This is a genomic window from Kangiella sp. (genome assembly GCF_048265365.1).
In the GTDB taxonomy this organism is placed as follows: Bacteria; Pseudomonadota; Gammaproteobacteria; order Enterobacterales; family Kangiellaceae; genus Kangiella.
The window spans coordinates 388,855-410,694 of record NZ_JBLXBT010000001.1 but is presented as its reverse complement, the minus strand read 5'-3'; the positions used below and the strand labels follow the sequence as shown (position 1 = coordinate 410,694).

The following is a 21,840-nucleotide window of genomic DNA, read 5'->3' as shown; positions in this document are numbered from 1 at the left end:
TTACTTTCGGTAAACATTCTTTGAGCCATCTTCGGTGGTTTTAAATCGTTTATAAGACCATTGGTATTGCTCAGGGAAGCGAAGAATAATATTTTCTAAGTGCTGATTTAGCTTTGTTGCATAGGTTAATGCATCAAGCTCTGGCTCCATATTTAATGGTTCCAGATGAATATCAAAGGTTCCTTGTTCGTTTCTTATCGCTGCTATCTGGTATACATCGGCATTACTTTTCTGTTGTACCTTTTGTACCAAGGTCATGGTTAATGCAGGCTTTCCAAAAAAGGGAACAAAAATACCTGCACGCTGACCTGGCTCCTGGTCACTCAAAATAGCTGCCACATCACCAGCTTTCAGTGATTCAATCAGATGTAAAACACCTCGGCTATTGCCTGCAACCATTGTGGTTGAATTCTTACAGCGGCCTTTACAGATCACTTCATCCATTTCTAATTGGCGAGGAGGGCGATACATACAATGAAACTTATAACGGCTACCCAAATAATATAAGGCGACCTCCCAGTTACCGATGTGAGCCCCGGTAACCAAAACCCCTTTCCCTTGACTTAAGGTTGCTTTAACTTCTTCCTCACCATGAATTGAATCGATCCAGCTTTCAGCGTTGTTATTACACCAAATCTTGGCGGCTTCTGAAAATAATCGACCCGTATGAGCCAGGCTCTTATCTATGATAGTTTCTTTTTGTTGGTTTGTTAGATTAGGCAGGCAGATTTCTAGATTGGTTTTACTGGTTGTAAACGCACGGCTTTTATTCCAGCGACTGACTTTGGCAAAGAATCGACCCATCCAACGGCCAAAAGATCTTGGCATAATCGAAAATACCCGAATCATTGTTCGAATAAAAAACACCTTGGTAGGGCTTGAAGTAACTGCTTTGCCTTTCGCCATTAGTTGTCTGCCTATAAAAAAATGCCGGCTAAACCGGCATTTATTATAACTCGAATATTACTTATTGTGCTTTTTCGATTGGAAACTTGCTCAACATATAGTCCAGTTTCTCATAGCTTTCAATTTTGTATTTCTGATTCACTACAAACATAGGGAAACTCGATACTTTGAATTCGCGAGCCAATTTTTTAGCATGCTGAACTTTATTTTCTACTGCGAATGAAGAGTAAGCTTTTTCAAACTCTTCTTTTGATATGCCAGCAGCTTCAAAAATCGGTACTAATTCTTCTTTAGACTTAACAATTTTTTTCTGCGCATGCCATTGGTTGAAAATTGCAGGATGCACTCTATCTAAAACACCTAAAACTTCTGCTGTGTAATAACCGTAAGTTAAATGGGCCACTTGAGGTAAAAACACTGGAACTTGCTTGAAGCTAACTTCAGCTGGTTTGGTTGGCTCCCATTTAAGCAAAAAACCCTCTACGTTATAGCAGTGCGGGCAAGTGTATGAGAAAAACTCCATAACCTCAGGTTTGTTTACCCCTTTAGCGCCTGAAATCACAGAATAATCTTTACCTTCTTTCGCTTGGCTAGTGCTTGTAGCTTCTGCGCAAGCCACTTGGGTTAATGCCAATAATGCTAAAGCAGCACTAAATAATGTTTTTAATTTCATTGGTGTCTCCAGTTTACTCAACGGTTACAGATTTTGCCAAGTTTCTCGGCTGATCAACGTCTGTACCCTTAATAACAGCTACATAATAAGATAACAACTGCATTGGAATGGTGTATACCATAGGTGCAGTAATCGTGTATTGACTCTTTATCGGAAAGACGGTTATACCATCTGAACTCTGAATATTAGCTGACTCATCGGCAAAAACAAAGAGTTGACCGCCTCTGGAGCGAACTTCTTCAATATTTGACTTCAGTTTTTCCAGCAAATTATCCTTAGGCGCCACCACTACAATCGGCATTTCTTTGTCGATCAACGCTAACGGACCGTGCTTTAATTCACCGGCAGCATAGGCTTCCGCATGAATATAGGATATTTCTTTTAACTTCAAGGCAGCTTCCATAGCAATCGGGTATTGCTGGCCACGACCAAGGAATAAGGTATGGTGCTTTTCGGCAAAATGTTCCGATAAATCTTCAATCGCTTCGGCCTGTTCCAGCGCTGCCTGGATCTCGTTGGGCAGGTGTTCTAGTGCTTCAGCTATTGATTTCTCTTTCGACTCATCCAGTCCTTGCGCTTTGCCGATGGTGACCATCAATAACATTAAAGATACTAACTGTGCGGTGAAAGCTTTGGTAGAGGCTACACCGATTTCCGTTCCCGCGCGGGTCAACAGGGTAAAATCAGACTCACGCACCATTGACGAAGCAGGGGAGTTACACACGGTTAAGGTACCAAGGTACCCCTGTTCTTTAGCTTTTTTTAGCGCTGCCAGCGTGTCAGCCGTTTCCCCTGATTGGGAAATGGTAATAAACAAGCTGTTTGGCAAAACGGCTGTTTGTCTATAGCGATATTCACTGGCGATTTCTACTAAACATGGAATCTGTAAATAATCTTCAATCCAATATTTCGCCACTAGTGCTGCGTGGTAACTGGTACCGCAAGCTATAATTTGGATAGCTTTTGTGTCTGCAAAGACCTTATTAGCGTTTGCACCAAGTGTTTCGATGATAATTTTATGATTAACCAAGCGCCCTTCAAGGGTGTCATTGACCACTTGAGGCTGCTCAAAAATCTCTTTGAGCATAAAATGGCGGTAACGACCTTTGTCTACCGCATCATGCTGAATATCTGAGGTTTCGAATTCTCGCTGAACTTCATTTCCCTCAGCATTTAAAATGGTCACACCATCGCGGCGTACTTCAGCCACTTCTCCTTCTTCCAGGTAGATGAAGTCTCGGGTAACCGGAAGCAGGGCAAGTTGATCTGAGGCAACAAAGTATTCACCAATCCCTTTACCAATTACTAATGGGCTACCAGAACGCGCAACCACCATTTTTGTGGGGTCATTGCCATCAATCGCTACCGTGCCGTAAGCCCCATCCAGTTTTTTGGTTGTTTTTTGTAAGGCTTCTAATAAGGAATTACTACTTTTTAATTCTTCATGTAAGCAATGCGCCATAACCTCAGTATCTGTATCTGATGTAAACACATAGCCTTTTGCTTTAAGCTCATCACGCAACTCATCATGATTCTCAATAATACCGTTATGGACCAATGCGATATTATTTTCCGACATGTGTGGATGAGCGTTCCGCTCACTTGGCTCACCATGAGTCGCCCAACGGGTATGGGCAATGCCAATACCGCCCGGTAATGGCGTTGCTTTTAACGCTTCTTCTAATTCCGATACTTTACCTAAACGGCGCAAACGCTGAATTTCATCATCGTTATAAATAGCCAGGCCAGCGGAATCATAACCTCGGTATTCAAGGCGCTTTAATCCTTCAACAAGAATTTGGCTCACATCTCTTTGCGCTATTGCGCCAACAATGCCACACATCTACTTCTTATCCTCATCATTATTCTTAGTGCTTTTTTTAACCGGCCTCTGCCAGCCTTCGATGTGCTTTTGGGCAACTCGACTGATACAAAGTTCACCAGCATTAATATCTTTTGTAACCGTGGTACCGGCGCCTATAGTCGCACCTTTACCAATTGTCACTGGGGCGATCAGCTGTGAGTCAGAACCAATAAAGGCTTCATCTTCTATGATAGTCTTAAACTTATTAGCACCATCGTAGTTACAAGTAATCACGCCTGCGCCAATGTTAACTCCTTGGCCCACCTCTGCATCGCCTAGATAACTTAAATGACTGGCTTTGCTGCCCTGGCCAACTACGGTGTTCTTGGTTTCTACAAAATTACCAATAAAAGCGCCTTGCTTTAACTCAGTACCCGGCCTGATTCTGGCAAAAGGGCCAACCGAACAATCCGCCTCAATCACAGCACCTTCAATAATGCTGTTTGGCTTGATAACGCAATTGGAACCAATTTTAGAATTGATAATAATAGTGTTAGCCCCGACAAAAGTGCCTCGCCCGATAGTGACATCCCCCTCGGTAATCACATTGACATCAATAACCACATCGGTGGCGCAACTTAAATTACCGCGCACATCAAAGCGAGCAGGGTCAATTAACGTTACCCCTTCGCTCATAAGTCTTTCGGCTTGCTGTTTCTGGTAGGCTCGCTCTAATTGAGCAAGCTGGAGGCGACTATTCACACCTTCAACTTCAATAGCCGAAGCAGGGTGGCAGGCACGGACACCGCCTTCTGCCGCCGCCATGGCAATCGTATCGGTTAAATAGTACTCGCCCTGTGCATTATTATTATCGATATTTGCCAGCCAATTAGTAATATTCTCTGAGCCCACCGCAAGGATTCCAGTATTAACTTCGTTAATCGCAAGCTGTTCCATGCTGGCATCTTTTTGTTCAACAATTGCGATCACACGACCTTCGTTATTACGAATAATTCGTCCATAACCGGAAGGATCTTTGAGTTTTACGGTAAGTAGGCCAATACCTTGATTAGGCTGAGCATCTATCAATTGCCTTAAGGTTTCTTTATGAATCAGCGGCACATCACCATACAGCACCAACACCTGATTACCTGCAGTTACCAATGGCAATGCTTGGTCGACTGCATGACCGGTGCCTAGCTGTTCCGATTGTTCAGCAATTAGAATACTCTGCTGCTCAACACTGGCTTTAACCTGTTCAATTTCATGTCCTGCTACGACAATAACCTGTTCAGGCTCTAACTGCTGCGCAGCATCAATAACATGCTGAAGCATGCTCTTGCCTGCAATTTTATGCAGAACTTTTGGCATATTGGACTGCATGCGAGTTCCTTTTCCCGCAGCCAGGATAACGACACTTAAACCCATAATTTATTCATAATTCTTAAATAAGCGCGCATTTTACCACTTTTGGTGGTTTTTTAACCCTTGTTGTAATCTTTTTTTTACAGGATCTAATGTAAGTCTCACAAGGCTCGACACTGCTAGCTTCAATAAAAAAAGGTGGCCAAAGCCACCTTTTAATTCAAGCTACTATTAAGATTTACTTACCAGATTTTTTTCTGATAGCGCGTAAAGTTCTTAATTGAGCAACAGCCTCGGCTAACTCAGCAGCAGCTTTAGAGAACTCGATCTCTGAACTCTGATCCTGAAGTGCTTCGCGGGCCATTTTTTCCGCTTCCAGAGCTTTCGCTTCATCCACATCTTCTGCACGCACTGCGGTATCCGCAAGCACCGTTACAATATGTGGTAGAACTTCAAGCATACCACCAGAAACAAAGAAAAACTCTTCTTCGCCACCTGGTAACGTGACCTTGATTGGCCCTGGGTTCAGGGACGTTAGCAAAGGGGCGTGACCTGGTTCAACACCAAGCTCACCCAAATCACCGTTTGCAATCAATCGCTCAACTTTACCTGAGAAGATTGATTCCTCGGCGCTAACGATATCCAAATGTACTGTCATTGCCATTAGGTCCCCCTAATTTTAGGGCTGGATTAAATGTTTTTCGCCTTTTCAACCGCTTCTTCGATTGAACCGACCATGTAAAATGCTTGCTCAGGTAAGTGATCGTATTCACCGTTCAAAATACCTTTAAAGCCAGCAATCGTGTCTTTTAGCGATACATATTTACCAAGAGCACCAGTAAATACTTCTGCTACGAAGAATGGTTGCGACAAGAAACGTTGGATTTTACGAGCACGGGCAACGGTTTGCTTATCTTCTTCAGATAGCTCATCCATACCCAAAATCGCAATAATATCCTTCAATTCTTTATAACGCTGTAATACACCTTGCACGCCACGAGCTACGTCATAATGCTCGCTACCGATCACTAGAGGATCAAGCTGACGAGATGTTGAATCTAGTGGGTCAACCGCAGGGTAAATACCAAGCTCTGCAATTTGACGAGACAATACAACAGTCGCATCCAAGTGAGCAAAGGTGGTTGCAGGAGAAGGGTCAGTCAAGTCATCCGCAGGTACGTATACCGCCTGAATCGATGTAATCGAACCAGTTTTTGTTGATGTAATACGTTCCTGAAGAACACCCATCTCTTCCGCAAGAGTTGGCTGATAACCTACCGCAGAAGGCATACGACCTAGCAGTGCTGAAACCTCAGTACCTGCTAGTGTATAACGGTAGATGTTATCGATAAATAATAGTACGTCACGACCTTCATCACGGAATTTTTCAGCCATTGTCAAACCAGTCAAAGCAACACGTAGACGGTTACCTGGTGGTTCGTTCATCTGACCATATACCAATGATACTTTGTCGATAACGTTTGAATCGGTCATTTCGTGGTAGAAATCGTTACCCTCACGAGTACGCTCACCCACACCGGCAAATACTGAGTAACCAGAGTGCTCAATCGCGATGTTACGAATAAGCTCCATCATGTTTACGGTTTTACCAACACCAGCACCACCGAATAGACCAACTTTACCACCTTTAGCGAATGGGCAAACCAGGTCGATTACTTTAATACCAGTTTCTAGCAATTCATTTGCAGGCGCTAACTCTTCTAGCTTAGGCGCTTTACGGTGAATTGACATGCGCTCTTTTTCACCGATAGGACCTTTCTGATCGATAGGCTCACCTAACACGTCCATGATACGACCGAGGGTTTCTTTACCCACAGGTACCTGGATTGGCGCGCCAGTATTGGTTGCTTCTAAGCCACGACGTAAACCGTCTGATGTACCCATAGCAATACAACGAACAACACCATCACCTAACTGCTGCTGAACTTCTAGAGTAAGCTCAGTTGCTTTAACGAACAATGCGTCGTACACCTTTGGTACGCTATCACGCGGGAACTCAACGTCGATAACCGCGCCGATAATTTCTACAATCTTACCTGTGCCCATATTGATTTCCTCAATCTTAAGCTTTAAAAACTTTTCAATAAATTATTGCGTTATACCGCAGCCGCACCTGCACAAATCTCAGAAAGCTCCTGAGTAATCGCAGCCTGACGAGCTTTGTTATATACCAATTCAAGATCGTCAATAAGATCGCCGGCGTTATCAGAGGCTGCTTTCATCGCAACCATACGCGCCGCTTGTTCACATGCGATATTTTCAACCACAGCTTGATAAACTTGTGACTCGATAAAACGAACCATTAATTTATCTAACAAAGGCTTAGCTTCTGGCTCATACAAATAATCCCAGTGATGCTTAAGCTCATCGTCTTCACCAGCCGGAAGTGGCAGCAATTGCTCAACTTCGGGGCTTTGTGTCATTGAGTTAACAAACTCATTGGTGACTACGAATAAACGATCGATACGCTTTTCATCGTAGGCTTTTAGCATAACCTTAACTGAACCAATCAGATCTTCGATTTCAGGTGTGTCTCCTAAGTTCGAAGTCTTAGCAACCACAGAACCGCCGAACTTGCGGAAGAATGAAGTCGCTTTGTTGCCGATTAGGCACAAGTCAATTTCGATATCCTGTTCTGACCAGGTTTTCATATCGTTTAGTGCTGCCTTGAATAAGTTAATATTCAAACCACCACATAAACCACGGTCTGTGGATACGACAATATAACCAACACGTTTTACATCTCGCTCTGAGACATAAGCATGTCGATATTCTGGAGTACCTTGTGCAATGTGCTTGATCACGTTGCGGATTTTCTCTGCGTACGGACGAGAAGCCGCCATACGATCTTGCGCTTTACGCATCTTACTGGCAGCAACCATTTCCATTGCTGAAGTAATTTTTTGCGTATTTTTAATCGACCCTATTTTGGTACGAATCTCTTTAGCGCCTGACATAGTATGTTTCCAGTCTTAATCTAATTAATTGGTTAATGCACAAAAGGGTGCTAAGCACCCCATTGTTTTTTACCAAGTTTGGGTAGCCTTAAATTTGGTTACCGCTTCTTCAAGTTTCTCTGCAACTTCGTCGTTGTAATCACATTTTTCATTGATTTCTTTCAACAAGTCAGCATGTTGATTCTTGAAGTAATCTAACAATGCAGATTCAAAATCACCGATTTTGCTGATTTCAACATCTTTCAAGTGACCTTTCTCTGCTGAGTACAATGAAACCGCCATTTCTCCTACCGATAGAGGAGCATATTGGTTTTGCTTCATCAATTCAGTAACACGTTGACCGTGTTCTAGCTGAGCACGAGTCGCATCATCAAGATCCGAAGCGAACTGAGCGAACGCTGCAAGCTCACGATACTGAGCCAATGCAAGACGAACACCACCACCAAGCTTCTTGATGATTTTAGTCTGTGCTGCACCACCTACACGAGATACCGATAGACCTGCGTTAACCGCTGGACGGATACCTGCGTTGAACAAGTCAGTTTCCAAAAAGATCTGACCGTCTGTAATCGAGATTACGTTAGTTGGTACGAATGCAGAAACGTCACCAGCCTGTGTTTCAATGATCGGCAACGCCGTCAAAGAACCGGTTTTACCTTTAACTTCACCGTTAGTAATCTTTTCTACATAATCAGCATTCACACGTGCTGCACGCTCAAGAAGACGCGAGTGTAAGTAGAATACGTCACCAGGATACGCTTCACGACCCGGAGGACGACGTAACAACAATGAAATTTGACGATAAGCCCAAGCTTGTTTGGTCAAATCATCATAAACGATTAAGCCATCTTCGCCGCGGTCACGGAAGTATTCACCCATGGTGCAACCAGAGAATGGAGCAATAAATTGCAATGCCGCCGCATCAGAAGCAGTTGCAGCAACAATGATGGTGTGACCCATTGCGCCGTGCTCTTCCAATTTACGAACGATGCCAGCAACGGTAGATGCTTTTTGACCAACAGCAACATAAACACAGATAACACCGGTGTCTTTTTGGTTGATGATGGCATCTACTGCAATCGCAGTTTTACCCGTTTGACGGTCACCAATAATCAACTCACGCTGACCTCGACCAACTGGGATCATGGCGTCAATTGACTTAATACCGGTTTGTACTGGTTGATCAACCGACTTACGCTCAATTACACCAGGTGCAATTTTCTCAACTGGTGAGAAACCGTCGTTATCAATTGGACCTTTACCATCAATTGGGTTACCTAGTGCGTCAACCACACGGCCTAATAGACCACGGCCAACAGGTACTTCCAAAATACGGCCAGTACATTTAGCAGTCATACCTTCGACGATATCAGTATAGTCACCAAGAACAACCGCACCGACAGAGTCGCGCTCAAGGTTTAAGGCCATACCGTACTTACCGCCAGGTAATTCAATCATTTCACCCGCCATAACGTCAGTTAGGCCGTGAATACGTAAAATACCGTCAGATACACTGACGATAGTACCTTCATTGCGAGCTTCACTCACGACTTCAAAAGAGTCGATACGCTTTTTAATTAGCTCGCTAATTTCTGATGGATTCAGTTGCACACTCATGCTTCTTCCTCACTAAGCTCTTAGCGTTTCGGAAAGCTTGTTGAGCTTACCGCGTACGGATCCGTCAATTACCATATCGCCAGCCTTAATAATCAGGCCACCAATCATCGACGAATCTACTTGTGTTTGAATATTAACTTTACGACCAAGTTTTGCCGTTAACTTTTCAGTTAAACGTTGCAATTGGTCATCGCTCAATGCTGTTGCAGATGTCACATCCACATCAACTGCTTTGTCATAGTCCGCCTTTAATACTTCAAAGCGACCTTTAATAGCTGGCAAAGCTTGTAAACGATGGTTTCTTGCAAGCAACTTAATAAAGTTTTCAACTTTATCAGTTATCTGACCTTCACTTATTTTCAAAAGCACTTCACCTTTTTGCTCAGCAGAAAGGGAAGGGTTACTGATAATATTGGCCACGTCGTCGTTGCTAACGGCTTGAGCGACAAAATCTAACATGCTTGCCCACTCAGATACATCCTGAGCGCCAAGAGCATATTCGAATGCTGCTTTTGCGTATGGTCTTGCAATAGTAGTCAGCTCAGCCATAGTTAACCCTTATAACTCTTTTACCAGCTTATCGAACAAGTCATTGTTCGCAGCTGCATCTATATTACGCTCGATTACTTTCTCGGCACCAGCTACAGCCAAGGTAGCTACTTTCGAGCGAAGCTGTTCACGAGCGCGGTTAACTTCTTGCTCAATTTCAGCCATAGCGCCATTTTTAATTTTCTCAGCTTCGGTACGAGCATCGCCCTTAGCAGAGTCAACAATTTCAGCGTGGCGTTTTTTGGCAGAGTCAACAATCTCCGCTGATTGTTGCTTTGCATCACGCAACAGTTCAGCGGCTTTCTCTTGAGCCAGCTCCAGGTCTTTTTGACTTCTTTCAGAAGCAGCCAGACCTTCAGCAATCTTGTCCTGACGTTCTTTGATAGCCTTAATGATGAAAGGCCAGACGAACTTCATGCAGAACCACACAAAGCCGACAAAGAAAATCATGTTAATAAATAGGGTAGCGTTGATATTCACGTCTATTCCCCCTCTAGTTGGTTAATCAAAAGTAATCGTTCGGTTGTTTGAATTAACCAATCAATGATTGCAGCTGAGCAACATATGGGCTTGCGAATGTGAACCACATACCGATACCAATACCGATCATGGTTACCGCATCAAGAAGACCCGCAACTAGGAACATTTTGGTTTGCAGCATAGGAGCTAGTTCTGGCTGACGAGCAGATGCTTCTAGAAACTTACCACCTAAAAGACCAAAACCAATCGCAGTACCTAAAGCACCAAGACCTAAAATCAACAACACACCTAATGCTGTAAACGCGAACAAAGTTTCCATTGTTTTCCTCCAATCGAGAAATAAAGTTAAATGTTAAAACTAAAAGTAAAACCTAAAAAAAAACTCTTTTGTTTAGTGGCAAGCCGTTACGACATACCTCTTGCAACTAGTGATCTTCGTGCGCCATGCTTAAGTAAACAATGGTTAGCATCATGAAGATAAAGGCTTGTAGCGTGATAACCAAAATATGGAAAATTGCCCATATCATGTAAGAAATACCACCACCAACAATTCCGCCAATGCCCGCGCTCATTAATACCGCAATCAAGATGAAGATCAGCTCACCCGCATAAAGGTTACCGAACAAACGCAGTGCTAATGAAACTGGTTTTGCCAACAGACCAATTGACTCCATCAGGAAGTTCACAGGAATCAGCAAAACTTGAACAAACTTATTTTTGCTTGAGAAAGGGTGCAGGGTTAACTCACCAATGAAGCCACCAAAACCTTTCACTTTAATGCTGTAGAAGATAATAAGAACAAATACACCTAAAGATAAACTAAAGGTAATATTGGCATCTGTAGTTGGTACTACTTTTAGATAATCTGCGCCTGCTTGGCTCGCTGCCCATGGCAATAAATCCACAGGGACCAAATCCATCAGGTTCATTAAGAAAATCCAGACAAATATGGTTAAGGCAAGCGGAGCAATCATAGGATTGCGACCATGGAAGGTGTCTTTAACGCTTTTATCCACAAACTCAACAATCATTTCTACGAATGACTGCCAGCGGCCTGGGTTCTCTACTTTGGCATTTTTAGCAACACGCCAAAATGAGAAGCAGAAAATGGCACCCAAAATAAAAGAAAAGAATAAGCTATCGATGTTAAAGGTCCAGAACCCTGCCTCTTGACAATGATTCCATACCCAGCCCTCGTCTGTTTTACACACTTGTGCGTTCTGCAGATGGTGCTTGATATATTCAACACTAGTTGGATTTTCTGATGAAGCCATTCTGAAGCCTTCTCTTTATCAACGTGTCTTAATTAAGACGATTTAACGATTAAAGGTACAAACCACTGTGATAACACGATAATCACATAACCGATTAACAGTGAAGGTGGGTGCACCGGTAATACTGTAAAAGCAAAAATCAGCAGCCCAATGGTCAGCAAAATCTTTAAACTTTCTCCAATTTTGAAAGCTTTTTGTACCGCCTCTGCTGCCTGAGCCCCTGATTTTCTAAATACTATTGTGGCAAATACAAAGTGTGCGACTATCACTATAAGACTTCCGACACCCAGCGACATGCTCACTTGCCAGGAAATCAGCAAGCCTATTAATACTAATGCTGCGCTAATACCTAACTGGAGTAGAACCATTTTGTAGGCCTGCTTTCGACCTTTCTTCGCTAATGATTCACTCATAAGGAGTTGCCCTTTCCCCATGCTATATAGCATAGGCTCACCACATATTCGGGCGGCAAGTATAAAGATTTAGTGCCCTTTAATCAACCAAAGCCCCTCGAAAAAAAACAAATTTTAAAGGCTTTTCATCCGTATAATCATTAGCATAGCTAATGACCCTATAATTTGTGTTCTAATCTTCTTTTATACCCAGATGTTGTAGTATTCCGTCTAACTCATCCAAGCTATGGTAGTTAATGACCAAACTACCTTTGCCTTTACTACCGTGGTTAATCGCCACGTTTGCGCCAATTTTCTCAGATAACTGTTCTTCTAGTGACTTGATGTGGTGATCTTTTTCAACGGCCTTTACTTTTTTCTTCGGTTCATTGATATTTCGAACCAGTTTTTCCGTTTCGCGTACCGTCATTGCCTTGGCAACGACAGTTTTAGCCGCTTCCGTCTGTTTAGCTGGTTCCAGCGACAAAAGTGCTCGCGCATGACCCATTTCCAGATCGCCACGCTCTAATAATGTCTTACAGTGCTCACTCAATTGCATTAAACGTAATAAATTAGTTACCGTGGTACGGCTTTTACCGACTGCGTCAGCAGTTTGCTGGTGAGTTAATTCAAACTCCTCCATCAACCGGTGCAGGGCATAAGCCTCTTCCATCGCATTGAGATCTTCTCGCTGAATATTCTCAATCAAGGACATGGCGATGGCAGCTTCATCGGGCACTTCTTTGATAATTACAGGTACTTCATGCAAACCCGCTCTTTGTGCTGCACGCCAGCGACGCTCACCAGCTATAATTTCATATTTATCTTTACCGACTGTGCGAATAACGATGGGCTGGATCATGCCTTGAGCCCTGATAGAGTCCGCAAGCTCATCCAAACCTTCTTCTGTCATCACACGACGTGGCTGATACTGACCAGGCTGCAAAAACTCAATCGGCATTTCTCTTAAATGGCGCTCCGCTTCTGGTGTCTCGTTAGCCGAACCATCGCCAGATTTCTTAGCTTGAGGTTTGCTCATGGCTCCACCGAGCAGAGCGTCTAACCCTTTTCCTAATCCTCGCTTACTCATTCTTATCCTCTATCACTCGATATTCTTCTGTGGTCGCACAGATTAAACCGCTTCGGTTTTATTGCGACGAATGATTTCACCAGCCAGTGCCAAATAGGCTTTTGAACCGCTTGAACCTCTGTCGTGATACATCACTGGAACACCAAAACTAGGCGCTTCAGCCAGACGTACATTACGCGGTATAACGGTTCGATAAACTTTATCAGCAAAGTGATTGAATAGTTGTCGCGAGACTTCCAGCGACAAACGGTTTCGTGGATCGTACATGGTTCTTAATATGCCCTCGATTTCTAAATCGGGGTTAATGTGATCCTGAACCTGACCAATAGTATTTAATAGTGCCGATAACCCCTCCAACGCATAATATTCACATTGCATTGGAATAATCACTGAGTCGGCTGCCACTAATGAATTTAATGTCAGCATATTTAAGGAAGGAGGGCAGTCAATCAACACATAGTCATAATAGTGATGAACTTGCTGGATAACCTGACGCAGTCGTTTTTCTTTGTCGTCTAGCTTTAACAGATGAACTTCGGCAGCAGTTAAATCTGCGTTGGAAGGTAAAACGTCATAGTTTCCAGCTTCTGAAACTACAATATGGCTTTTTGCCTCTACAGGCTCCATCAGTGAATCATAAACCGAAAGCTCTAAATCACCTTTTTCGACCCCAGAGCCCATGGTTGCATTACCTTGCGGATCCATATCAATCAGCAGTACACGCTTTCCTTCCTCAGCTAAAGATGCTGCCAGGTTTACGCTGGTGGTTGTTTTACCAACACCGCCTTTTTGATTTGTAATGGCAATTACATGCGCCACGCTTCACCTCTTATTCTATTTATGCAGTTTAGTTACTGCTTCTGTTTTAAGTAGATAAACCAACGACTTGCATTTACACCCGGCAACTTGACTTCATTCGCCTTCACTAACTCAATCGTTTCTGGCAATTCATCAAGCTCTTGCTGTGGGTATTGGCCTTTCATCGCGAACCAATGACCTTGCTCCGAAAGCAGATGATCCGTCCATTGCACCATGTCGGACAGACTGGCAAAAGCGCGCGAAAGAATGCAAGCATACCCTGATTGATTCTCAAAGTCTTGTACTCGCTGATTTATCACCGTCACATTATCCAGCCCCAACTCATAGACCACCTGCTTCAGAAAACGGGTCTTTTTACTGTTGGTATCGAGTAGTGTGAACTGTTTATCTGGATTTAAAATAGCCAATGGAATTCCCGGCAATCCGCCGCCGGTACCCACATCCAGCAAAGAGCTGTAATCCTTGATCGCAGGGGTTACTGCTACCGAATCCAGCAAATGTAAATCCAACGCTTCCTTCGGATTGGTTATCGCCGTCAGATTAAACGCCTGATTCCACTTGAGTAATAAAGAAAGATAATTAAGTAAACACTCACTTTCTTCTTTTGATAAATCTATACCAATATTCTGACATTTTTGATTAAAGGTATCTTGAAGCTTTAATAATTCCGGATTCACAAGCAATGTCTTCTTAAAATAAGTTTTTGGTGCCAGCCAAGCATTACATCAGGACTTAACGGAGAAAGGTCTGTAACTGATTATGCAGACTTTAAATGCTGGCGTTTTTTTAAATGCACTAATAACAACGAAATAGCCGCTGGTGTCACTCCCGATACCCGACCGGCCTGACCGATAGTTTCAGGTTTGATATTCATCAGCTTCTGTACCACCTCATTGGACAGCCCTTTGACCTGACTATAATCCAGATCCTTTGGCAAAGCTGTATTCTCGTTACGCAAGCTACGTTCGATTTCGTCTTTTTGACGATCAATATAGCCTGAATACTTGATTTGAATCTCTACCTGTTCTGCCACCTTTGCTGGCACCGCCTGCTCTAGCATGCCAGGTAATGCCATCAAACCTGCATAGGTAACATCCGGACGGCGCAACAACTCTTCACCTTTATAGGCACGACTTAACGGTTTTTCCAACTTTTGATTGAGCTGCTGACCAGCTGCGCTGTCAGGCTGAACGACTAAGTTCTTGATGCGGGTTGTTTCACGCTCAATCGCTTCTTTCTTATCGCTAAAGGCCTGCCAGCGAGTATCGTTAACCAATCCTAACTCGCGGCCTTTTTCGGTCAAACGTAAGTCTGCATTGTCTTCACGCAGAATCAGACGGTATTCAGCCCTTGAAGTAAACATACGATAAGGTTCTTGCGTACCGCGGGTAATCAAATCATCGATCAAGACACCGATATAGGCTTGATCACGACGTGGCGACCAGGCTTCTTTATCTTGCACTTGGAGAGCTGCGTTCATACCGGCAATCAAACCCTGAGCACCGGCTTCTTCATAACCTGTAGTGCCATTTATTTGACCGGCAAAGAACAGACCACCTATAAACTTGGTTTCCAAAGAGGCTTTTAAGTCACGGGGGTCAAAGTAATCATATTCAATGGCATAGCCCGGGCGCGTAATATGGGCACTCTCAAAACCTTTAATCGAGCGCACCAGATCCATTTGCACATCAAACGGCAAACTGGTTGAAATCCCATTAGGATAGAGCTCATTGCTGTTTAACCCCTCCGGCTCGACAAAAATCTGATGGCTATTTTTGTCGCTGAAACGCATAATTTTATCTTCGATAGAAGGGCAGTAGCGTGGGCCAACACCTTCTATTACACCCGAATACATCGGCGAACGATCCAGGCCACCACGGATGATGTCATGTGTGGCATCGTTAGTATGGGTTATCCAGCAGGATATTTGTCTTGGGTGCTGATCGGAGGTTCCCATAAAAGAGAAAGTTGGCACCGGGTCATCACCTGGTTGCTCTTCCATCATTGAAAAATCAACACTTTTAGCGTCAATGCGTGGCGGAGTACCGGTTTTCAGCCGATCAACTCGGAACGGTAATTCACGCAAACGTTGAGCCAACGCGATAGAAGGTGGATCGCCAGCGCGGCCACCGGAATGGTTCTGCATACCAATATGAATCAGGCCACCCAGGAAGGTACCAACCGTCAGCACTACTGCCGGTGCATAGAAATCTAAACCCATTTGGGTTTTCACGCCTTGCACCTGGCCCTGCTCAACAATTAGATCGACCACCGCATTCTGGAAAATGGTGAGATTAGGTTGGTTTTCTAAAATTTCACGAATTGCGCTTCGATATAAGCCACGATCTGCCTGTGCCCGAGTTGCCCGAACTGCGGGGCCTTTGCTGGCATTGAGGGTTCTAAACTGAATGCCGGCGCGATCAATGGCCTGCGCCATGGCACCGCCCAAAGCATCGATTTCTTTAACCAGATGCCCCTTACCAATCCCGCCAATCGCCGGGTTACAGGACATTTGACCGAGCGTTTCAATATTATGCGTTAGTAATAAGGTTTTAACGCCCATCCGAGCCGAAGCCAAAGCAGCCTCTGTCCCGGCATGGCCGCCGCCAATCACAATCACTGAATAATTTTCTGGGTAACGCATAATTTAACAATCTCAGGTAAACATTCGGTTATCTAGGCCGAACAGACAAAACCAACCCTTTCAAAGAAGGGAGCGAGATCATACCGATATTTGTATAACTTTTGAACAGGTTTTCACATTGATTTTCGTTCTTTTTATAATTTTTAGACGATCTTTCAATGGCTTAGGTTTAACTGTCTTCTTGCTGTTTATGGTATAACATTGAACATCAGACTGAAGGTTCACAATAAACAAGGGTTTTATGTTTGACTAACCATAACCAACAACATCAACAGCCTTTTGCCGAGAGTATTATTTTAACCTGTTTAGCACTGGTATTACTGGCTTTCACGACCAGTAGCATTCTTTTTATCGCTTATTATGTTTTTGATTTACCTCTTGCAAGCGAACCTCCGGCATCGATTCTCTCTGTTTCTGTATGCCTGGGCTTGTTGATTAGTTATGCCTCAATATTACGCCTCAGCCGTTCTTTTTTCTCGGCTGTTTTTGTGCCACAACTGAAGTCTTCACTATTTTGGATTGGTAGCTCAATATTGATTGGAGTTCTTTTTTCGATGATGGTGGTATGGTTTGCGCCTCTTTTTGAGCCGCCATCCGGGATCGATTCTACTTTTGAACAAATTATGTCTGGCGGTATCGGCTCAAAAACTCTGCTTTTTATCTCGGTGGTTCTACTAGCTCCTATTGGCGAAGAATATTTGTTTAGAGGTGTTCTACTATCCGGTTTATCCACGCGAATGAGGACAATTTCAGCTATTTTATTATCCTCAGTTGTTTTTATGGCCTTTCACCTACTAGAATACTACGGTTATTGGTTTGCTTTGGTGGCCATTTTTCTATTGGGGATATTATTAGCGATGCTTCGGCTACGTAGTCAATCTATGTTGGTGCCGATACTTTGCCACGCTAGTTATAACTTAATAATGTTAACCCTTGCTTAGTGGATTGACTATTTTCGCTAAACAACACAAGTGAAGGAGAAAAGGGTGAAACTTTTTATTCGTTTATTTATTTTCATATTAATTGCAGCAGGTTTAGCTTACGGCTATATCTGGTATAAAAATAAACAAGCTATTGACGATATATTCTCTCAACTTCGCATGTTTACCTCCGCGAGCTATGATACTACTTTTGTGAGTATTGACGGAAAGTCTGTTACCCGCGGTATTAAATTTACTTTTCCTGGTACCAGCACCGACGCCACCATTGATGAGTTTCAGATTGGCACAGGGAGTCTGATTGAATCTTTCAAATTGGTCCGCAGTATTGAAACCAGAAAGTTGAACGACGCACCTTCTTCAATGGTTCTTAAGGTCGACAACTTTCAGTTCCCACTAAGCTTAGATTTAGAGTCTGATCCTTCTTTTGCAACCGAGCCTGACTTTTTGACCCAAATACAGATGGCCGGTTGTGGTAATAAACGCACTGTTAGCATCAGTGATATGAATAAAATGGGTTATAACCAAATTTCCCTGGATTTAAATACCAGCATCAATTATGACCATCATATTAACCAGGCAAAATTTGTTGCCTATGCTGACGCTCGTGATTATGGAAGTTTTCAGGTTGATTTCCTGATGGATAATATCAGCCAAAACTCTCTGAACTCCAAGCTTAAGAATATCACTGTGACTATTAAAAATGATGGTTATGTTAATCGCTTGAATGAGTTTTGCGCAGATTTGGTGGGGGTGTCAAAAGAAGACTACTATCAACGCCACCTGGACTACGTTACGCATCTTTTATATAACGAATCCATTTATCTAAGTGATGAGTTCTATACACAATACGCTGATTATGTTGCTAATCCGCGCAACATTATAATCTCAACTTACCCTGATAACTCTATGGATCCTTTTCAACTTATGTCCATGTCACCTCAGCTTATGGTTAGCAGTTTGAATATGGCTATTACCATCAATGATCATGAAGTCAGACAACTGTTTGGTGCTCGACCTAACCCTGAAGACTTACCCGAGCTGGATGAGCCAATTAAAGTGGTTGATGACAGTATTGAAACTGTACAAGGGTTAACTTTACAAGATACCGATCCATCTCAACTTGCTAACTACATTAATTATCAAGCTTATTTCGATTATCGAGGTAAATCCTACAAAGGTGTCATTGAATCCGTAGAAGGTTCCGTTGCGCGCATCAACACACAGGTTTCCGCAGGTAATTATTTACAAATGCCTTTTAGAGTTTCCGAAATTCGAAATTTACAAGTTAGGCGGGAATTTAATAATGATTAACAATTGAACCTGTTTTCTGTTTTAAGCTAACTTGAAAAGTCCCGCCGTAGAGCGGGATTTTTTCATCTTGAATAAGTTCCTTTACTTTTCTCATATCTTACTGATTTATCTCATTTTATGCCTAGCGCTTCACACTGCTGTGACTGACAAAAAGCTTATTGTGAACTGCTTCATACATAACGCTTTGTAGCTATCAGGAGGTGTGCAATAATCGCACGCAATTTTGCATAATTTGATTTGATATCTTTTTGATACCAAGTAGAGCTAAAACTATGAAACTACTTAAACAACAGCAGCTTACAACCAAATTGTTAATCATCAGTTTGTACTTGTTGTCTGCCACAGTTCTTATTTTGGCCTTTTTTATTGATCGCCCAGTATCCGAGTCGTTGATGAGTCTTCGAGTCTTTCTGTTTATTTTGGTGTTACCTTTAATCACCAAACTGGTCGTTCAGCTGTACGCAGCACTCAGGTATTCATTCCTGCCGGTTAATCAGGGTTACTGCACCACAGTTCCTTACAAAGTCAGCGTTTTATTACCTGCCTGGAACGAGGAGGTTGGCATTGTTAAAACTATCGAATCAGTACTTCAGTCCAATTATCACGATTTTGAACTCATCGTTATTAACGATGGGTCAACCGATAATACTGATAAGCTGGTCCGTCAATTTATTGCTAACTACGAAAAAAGTTCAGACCTACAGGTTCCAATTAACTATTTGTCGCTATCCAACGGTGGCAAAGCGCGAGCACTCAATAAAGGTTTAGAACTAGCAACCGGTAATATTGTTATCACCATAGATGCGGACTGTATCGTTGATCGCAATGCTATCTATAAATTTATACAACGCTTCGATGATCCTTCAGTTGGGGCTGTTGCCGGAAATATTATCGTTGGCAACAAAAGAAAGCCTTTGGAGTGGCTGCAACAACTTGAGTATGTTTGTGGTTTCTTCTATAAGCGTGCTGACTCATATTTTAATGCCGTCCATATTATTGGCGGAGCAGCCGCAGCTTACCGTCGAGATGTGCTCGAAAACTTAAAAGGCTTTGATGAGGAGATCATTACAGAAGATATTGATCTTTCAATGAGTATTTTGAGCCATGGTTATAAAACACGCTATGCACACGATGCTGTTGTTTATACTGAAGGTCCGACGGAGTGGAAAGGTCTTCGCAAACAACGTTTGCGTTGGAAGTATGGTCGTATTCTCTGTTACTTCAAACATAAGGAGTTGTTCTTAAGTAACAATTCTCAGCACAGTCGTTATTTATCCTGGTTTATTTTGCCATTGGCAATATATGCGGAAATTATGTTGTTAAATGTCGGTTTATTTTTATCGCTATTCTACTGCTATGTAATAGCCAGTCAGGATTTTGCTTTGCTCGCTTCTGTTATACTGGTTTCTTCTTGCCTGGTTGGATTACAGATAAAATTAGACTCAAAACCCAGCTACCATAAGAACCTGATTCCATTTATACCTGTAGCCTGGTTGTTACTTTATGTAATCGAGTTTATCGAGCTGGTAGCTTTAACTCTGAGCTTACAGAAACTTTATAATCGGGAATCTGTTAAGTGGCAAAAATGGAATCGCATTGGTCTGCAACAGCAAACCGCTGAACAAACCTCCTAGTTCATTTTCCGATACAGAAACTACTGAATATTCGTCCTAATAAATCATCGGCGCTAAACTCGCCGGTGATTTCTGATAATGCATTTTGCGCTTGACGCAACTCATCAGCCAGCAACTCACCTGCATGATAGACTTCAAGCTGCTGCTTACCATTTTCACAAGATTGTAAAGCTCTATCAATCGCATCAAGGTGACGTCTTCGCGCAATAAATGAACCTTCAGAGGTTTGCTTAAACCCCACAATATCTTTTAACGTTTTTTTCAACTCATCAATACCAACGCCTGTTTTAGCACTCAATGGCAAGACTTTGTATTTTGTGTTATCACTGATCGACAGGGTGTCAGTTAGGTCTATTTTGTTTGCAACAATTAATAATTTATTTTTAAATTGTTCGAACTTTGTAAAATCTGGATCGATTTCGTGTGGGATAAAATTCTGAGTTTCACCAGCATCAGCTACCAAAATGATTTGATCGGCTTTTTCTATTTCCTGCCAAGCCCGCTCTATACCGATCTTTTCTACGGTATCTTCACTGTCACGCAAACCTGCAGTATCAATAATGTGAATCGGTAAACCATCAATATGAATATGCTCGCGTAACACATCACGTGTTGTACCGGCAATCTCAGTGACGATTGCTGACTCTTTCCCAGCTAACGCATTGAGCAAACTGGATTTACCAGCGTTAGGCTTTCCTGCAATAACAACAGTCATTCCTTCTCGAAGTATTGTTCCCTGTTGCGCTTCCTCTTTCAACTTTTTGACATCATTAATTATTGCATATAGATCTGTCTGTACTTTTCCATCAGACAAGAAATCAATTTCTTCTTCTGGAAAATCAATGGCTGCCTCGACATATATTCTTAAATGAATAAGAGATTCAACCAGTTGATTAACTTTGTTCGAGAACTCACCTTGCAACGATCGCATTGCTGAACGAGCTGCCTGTTCAGAAGTCGACTCAATTAAATCAGCTATCGCTTCGGCTTGCGCCAAGTCCAGTTTATCATTTAAAAAAGCTCTTTCTGAAAACTCTCCTGGCCGAGCAATCCTGGCTCCCGCTGCCAGCACTTCTTTAAGTACCATATCCAGTATAACCGGACCACCATGTCCCTGTAATTCAAGAACATCTTCACCGGTAAACGAATTAGGGGCTTTGAATAATATGCCTATGCCTTGATCAAGGGTGTGGCCACTATTATCTAAAAAGGGGAGGTAGGTTGCTTCACGAACCTTTATTGACCTGCCGAGAATTTTTTCTGCAATTTTTGTAGCATTCTTACCAGAGACTCGAATTATTCCAACGCCACCTCGTCCAGGTGGCGTTGCAATTGCAGCAATAGTATCTTGATTGGTCACTTA

At 42.8% G+C, this 21,840-nt stretch carries 21 protein-coding genes; 3 read left to right on the top strand and 18 right to left on the bottom strand.

The genetic code is table 11. From position 1 onward, the window contains the following. From ACN0VI_RS01915 to mnmG, 17 genes are all read right to left on the bottom strand, one after another. Complete coding sequence (locus ACN0VI_RS01915) at positions 1-906, bottom strand: lysophospholipid acyltransferase family protein (RefSeq protein WP_417445581.1); 906 nt, start codon at positions 904-906, stop codon at positions 1-3. Between the two features lie 61 nt (positions 907-967). Then, positions 968-1,579 carry a thiol:disulfide interchange protein DsbA/DsbL gene (locus tag ACN0VI_RS01910; protein ID WP_417445580.1) on the bottom strand — a complete coding sequence of 204 codons (612 nt, stop codon included), beginning with the start codon at positions 1,577-1,579 and terminating at the stop codon, positions 968-970. A 13-nt stretch (positions 1,580-1,592) separates the two neighbouring features. After that, positions 1,593-3,422 (bottom strand): glutamine--fructose-6-phosphate transaminase (isomerizing), encoded by a 1,830-nt coding sequence (glmS, locus tag ACN0VI_RS01905; RefSeq protein WP_417445579.1) that lies wholly within the window; start codon positions 3,420-3,422, stop codon positions 1,593-1,595. Beyond that, on the bottom strand, positions 3,423-4,811 hold the full coding sequence (gene glmU, locus ACN0VI_RS01900; RefSeq protein ID WP_417445578.1) for a bifunctional UDP-N-acetylglucosamine diphosphorylase/glucosamine-1-phosphate N-acetyltransferase GlmU: 1,389 nt from the start codon (positions 4,809-4,811) through the stop codon (positions 3,423-3,425). A gap of 175 nt (positions 4,812-4,986) precedes the next feature. After that, a complete protein-coding gene (locus tag ACN0VI_RS01895) occupies positions 4,987-5,412 on the bottom strand; it encodes a F0F1 ATP synthase subunit epsilon (RefSeq protein ID WP_331891378.1) in 426 nt (141 codons plus the stop codon). A gap of 26 nt (positions 5,413-5,438) precedes the next feature. After that, positions 5,439-6,815, bottom strand: coding sequence for a F0F1 ATP synthase subunit beta (atpD, locus tag ACN0VI_RS01890; protein ID WP_417445577.1), 1,377 nt, complete (start codon positions 6,813-6,815; stop codon positions 5,439-5,441). A gap of 50 nt (positions 6,816-6,865) precedes the next feature. Continuing rightward, positions 6,866-7,726: a F0F1 ATP synthase subunit gamma gene (gene atpG / locus ACN0VI_RS01885; protein WP_015781642.1), complete on the bottom strand. Its 861-nt coding sequence runs from the start codon at positions 7,724-7,726 to the stop codon at positions 6,866-6,868. Between the two features lie 69 nt (positions 7,727-7,795). Then, positions 7,796-9,343 (bottom strand): F0F1 ATP synthase subunit alpha, encoded by a 1,548-nt coding sequence (gene atpA, locus ACN0VI_RS01880; protein WP_331891380.1) that lies wholly within the window; start codon positions 9,341-9,343, stop codon positions 7,796-7,798. 12 nt (positions 9,344-9,355) lie between these two features. Beyond that, a complete protein-coding gene (locus ACN0VI_RS01875) occupies positions 9,356-9,892 on the bottom strand; it encodes a F0F1 ATP synthase subunit delta (protein ID WP_331891381.1) in 537 nt (178 codons plus the stop codon). A 9-nt stretch (positions 9,893-9,901) separates the two neighbouring features. Further along, positions 9,902-10,372, bottom strand: coding sequence for a F0F1 ATP synthase subunit B (locus ACN0VI_RS01870; RefSeq protein ID WP_331891382.1), 471 nt, complete (start codon positions 10,370-10,372; stop codon positions 9,902-9,904). A gap of 52 nt (positions 10,373-10,424) precedes the next feature. After that, the gene (gene atpE, locus ACN0VI_RS01865) at positions 10,425-10,691 is read right to left on the bottom strand and encodes a F0F1 ATP synthase subunit C (RefSeq protein ID WP_015781646.1); all 267 of its coding nucleotides are present in this window, start codon (positions 10,689-10,691) and stop codon (positions 10,425-10,427) included. A 106-nt stretch (positions 10,692-10,797) separates the two neighbouring features. Next, entirely contained in the window at positions 10,798-11,646 is an 849-nt protein-coding gene (gene atpB / locus ACN0VI_RS01860; protein WP_331891383.1) for a F0F1 ATP synthase subunit A, read from the bottom strand. Between the two features lie 32 nt (positions 11,647-11,678). Then, positions 11,679-12,059 carry an ATP synthase subunit I gene (locus ACN0VI_RS01855; RefSeq protein WP_331891384.1) on the bottom strand — a complete coding sequence of 127 codons (381 nt, stop codon included), beginning with the start codon at positions 12,057-12,059 and terminating at the stop codon, positions 11,679-11,681. Between the two features lie 172 nt (positions 12,060-12,231). After that, positions 12,232-13,134, bottom strand: coding sequence for a ParB/RepB/Spo0J family partition protein (locus ACN0VI_RS01850; protein ID WP_331891398.1), 903 nt, complete (start codon positions 13,132-13,134; stop codon positions 12,232-12,234). A gap of 36 nt (positions 13,135-13,170) precedes the next feature. After that, complete coding sequence (locus ACN0VI_RS01845) at positions 13,171-13,947, bottom strand: AAA family ATPase (protein ID WP_331891385.1); 777 nt, start codon at positions 13,945-13,947, stop codon at positions 13,171-13,173. A gap of 32 nt (positions 13,948-13,979) precedes the next feature. After that, positions 13,980-14,624, bottom strand: coding sequence for a 16S rRNA (guanine(527)-N(7))-methyltransferase RsmG (gene rsmG / locus ACN0VI_RS01840; protein WP_331891386.1), 645 nt, complete (start codon positions 14,622-14,624; stop codon positions 13,980-13,982). 80 nt (positions 14,625-14,704) lie between these two features. Beyond that, on the bottom strand, positions 14,705-16,591 hold the full coding sequence (gene mnmG, locus ACN0VI_RS01835; protein WP_331891388.1) for a tRNA uridine-5-carboxymethylaminomethyl(34) synthesis enzyme MnmG: 1,887 nt from the start codon (positions 16,589-16,591) through the stop codon (positions 14,705-14,707). A gap of 245 nt (positions 16,592-16,836) precedes the next feature. On the opposite strand from mnmG, the gene ACN0VI_RS01830 reads away from it, so the two are divergent. The 3 genes from ACN0VI_RS01830 (at position 16,837) to ACN0VI_RS01820 (ending at position 20,477) form a co-directional block, all read left to right on the top strand. After that, complete coding sequence (locus tag ACN0VI_RS01830; RefSeq protein WP_417445576.1) at positions 16,837-17,532, top strand: CPBP family intramembrane glutamic endopeptidase; 696 nt, start codon at positions 16,837-16,839, stop codon at positions 17,530-17,532. Between the two features lie 45 nt (positions 17,533-17,577). Continuing rightward, the gene (locus ACN0VI_RS01825; protein WP_417445575.1) at positions 17,578-18,843 is read left to right on the top strand and encodes a hypothetical protein; all 1,266 of its coding nucleotides are present in this window, start codon (positions 17,578-17,580) and stop codon (positions 18,841-18,843) included. 272 nt (positions 18,844-19,115) lie between these two features. Continuing rightward, the gene (locus tag ACN0VI_RS01820; RefSeq protein ID WP_417445574.1) at positions 19,116-20,477 is read left to right on the top strand and encodes a glycosyltransferase; all 1,362 of its coding nucleotides are present in this window, start codon (positions 19,116-19,118) and stop codon (positions 20,475-20,477) included. Between the two features lies 1 nt (position 20,478). Here ACN0VI_RS01820 and mnmE read toward each other — a convergent pair whose 3' ends face one another. Then, positions 20,479-21,837, bottom strand: a complete 1,359-nt coding sequence (gene mnmE / locus ACN0VI_RS01815) for a tRNA uridine-5-carboxymethylaminomethyl(34) synthesis GTPase MnmE (protein WP_417445573.1) — start codon at positions 21,835-21,837, stop codon at positions 20,479-20,481. Between the last annotated feature and the right edge of the window lie 3 nt (positions 21,838-21,840).

Coding starts and splice junctions, on each gene's coding strand:
- glmS (WP_417445579.1), bottom strand. CDS start 3,422: ATGTGTGGCATTGTTGGCGCAATAGCGCAAAGAGATGTGAGCCAAATT.
- atpD (WP_417445577.1), bottom strand. CDS start 6,815: ATGGGCACAGGTAAGATTGTAGAAATTATCGGCGCGGTTATCGACGTT.
- atpB (WP_331891383.1), bottom strand. CDS start 11,646: ATGGCTTCATCAGAAAATCCAACTAGTGTTGAATATATCAAGCACCAT.
- mnmG (WP_331891388.1), bottom strand. CDS start 16,591: ATGCGTTACCCAGAAAATTATTCAGTGATTGTGATTGGCGGCGGCCAT.
- atpE (WP_015781646.1), bottom strand. CDS start 10,691: ATGGAAACTTTGTTCGCGTTTACAGCATTAGGTGTGTTGTTGATTTTA.
- glmU (WP_417445578.1), bottom strand. CDS start 4,811: ATGGGTTTAAGTGTCGTTATCCTGGCTGCGGGAAAAGGAACTCGCATG.
- ACN0VI_RS01875 (WP_331891381.1), bottom strand. CDS start 9,892: ATGGCTGAGCTGACTACTATTGCAAGACCATACGCAAAAGCAGCATTC.
- atpA (WP_331891380.1), bottom strand. CDS start 9,343: ATGAGTGTGCAACTGAATCCATCAGAAATTAGCGAGCTAATTAAAAAG.
- ACN0VI_RS01910 (WP_417445580.1), bottom strand. CDS start 1,579: ATGAAATTAAAAACATTATTTAGTGCTGCTTTAGCATTATTGGCATTA.
- atpG (WP_015781642.1), bottom strand. CDS start 7,726: ATGTCAGGCGCTAAAGAGATTCGTACCAAAATAGGGTCGATTAAAAAT.
- ACN0VI_RS01820 (WP_417445574.1), top strand. CDS start 19,116: ATGAAACTACTTAAACAACAGCAGCTTACAACCAAATTGTTAATCATC.
- ACN0VI_RS01895 (WP_331891378.1), bottom strand. CDS start 5,412: ATGGCAATGACAGTACATTTGGATATCGTTAGCGCCGAGGAATCAATC.
- ACN0VI_RS01855 (WP_331891384.1), bottom strand. CDS start 12,059: ATGAGTGAATCATTAGCGAAGAAAGGTCGAAAGCAGGCCTACAAAATG.
- ACN0VI_RS01915 (WP_417445581.1), bottom strand. CDS start 906: ATGGCGAAAGGCAAAGCAGTTACTTCAAGCCCTACCAAGGTGTTTTTT.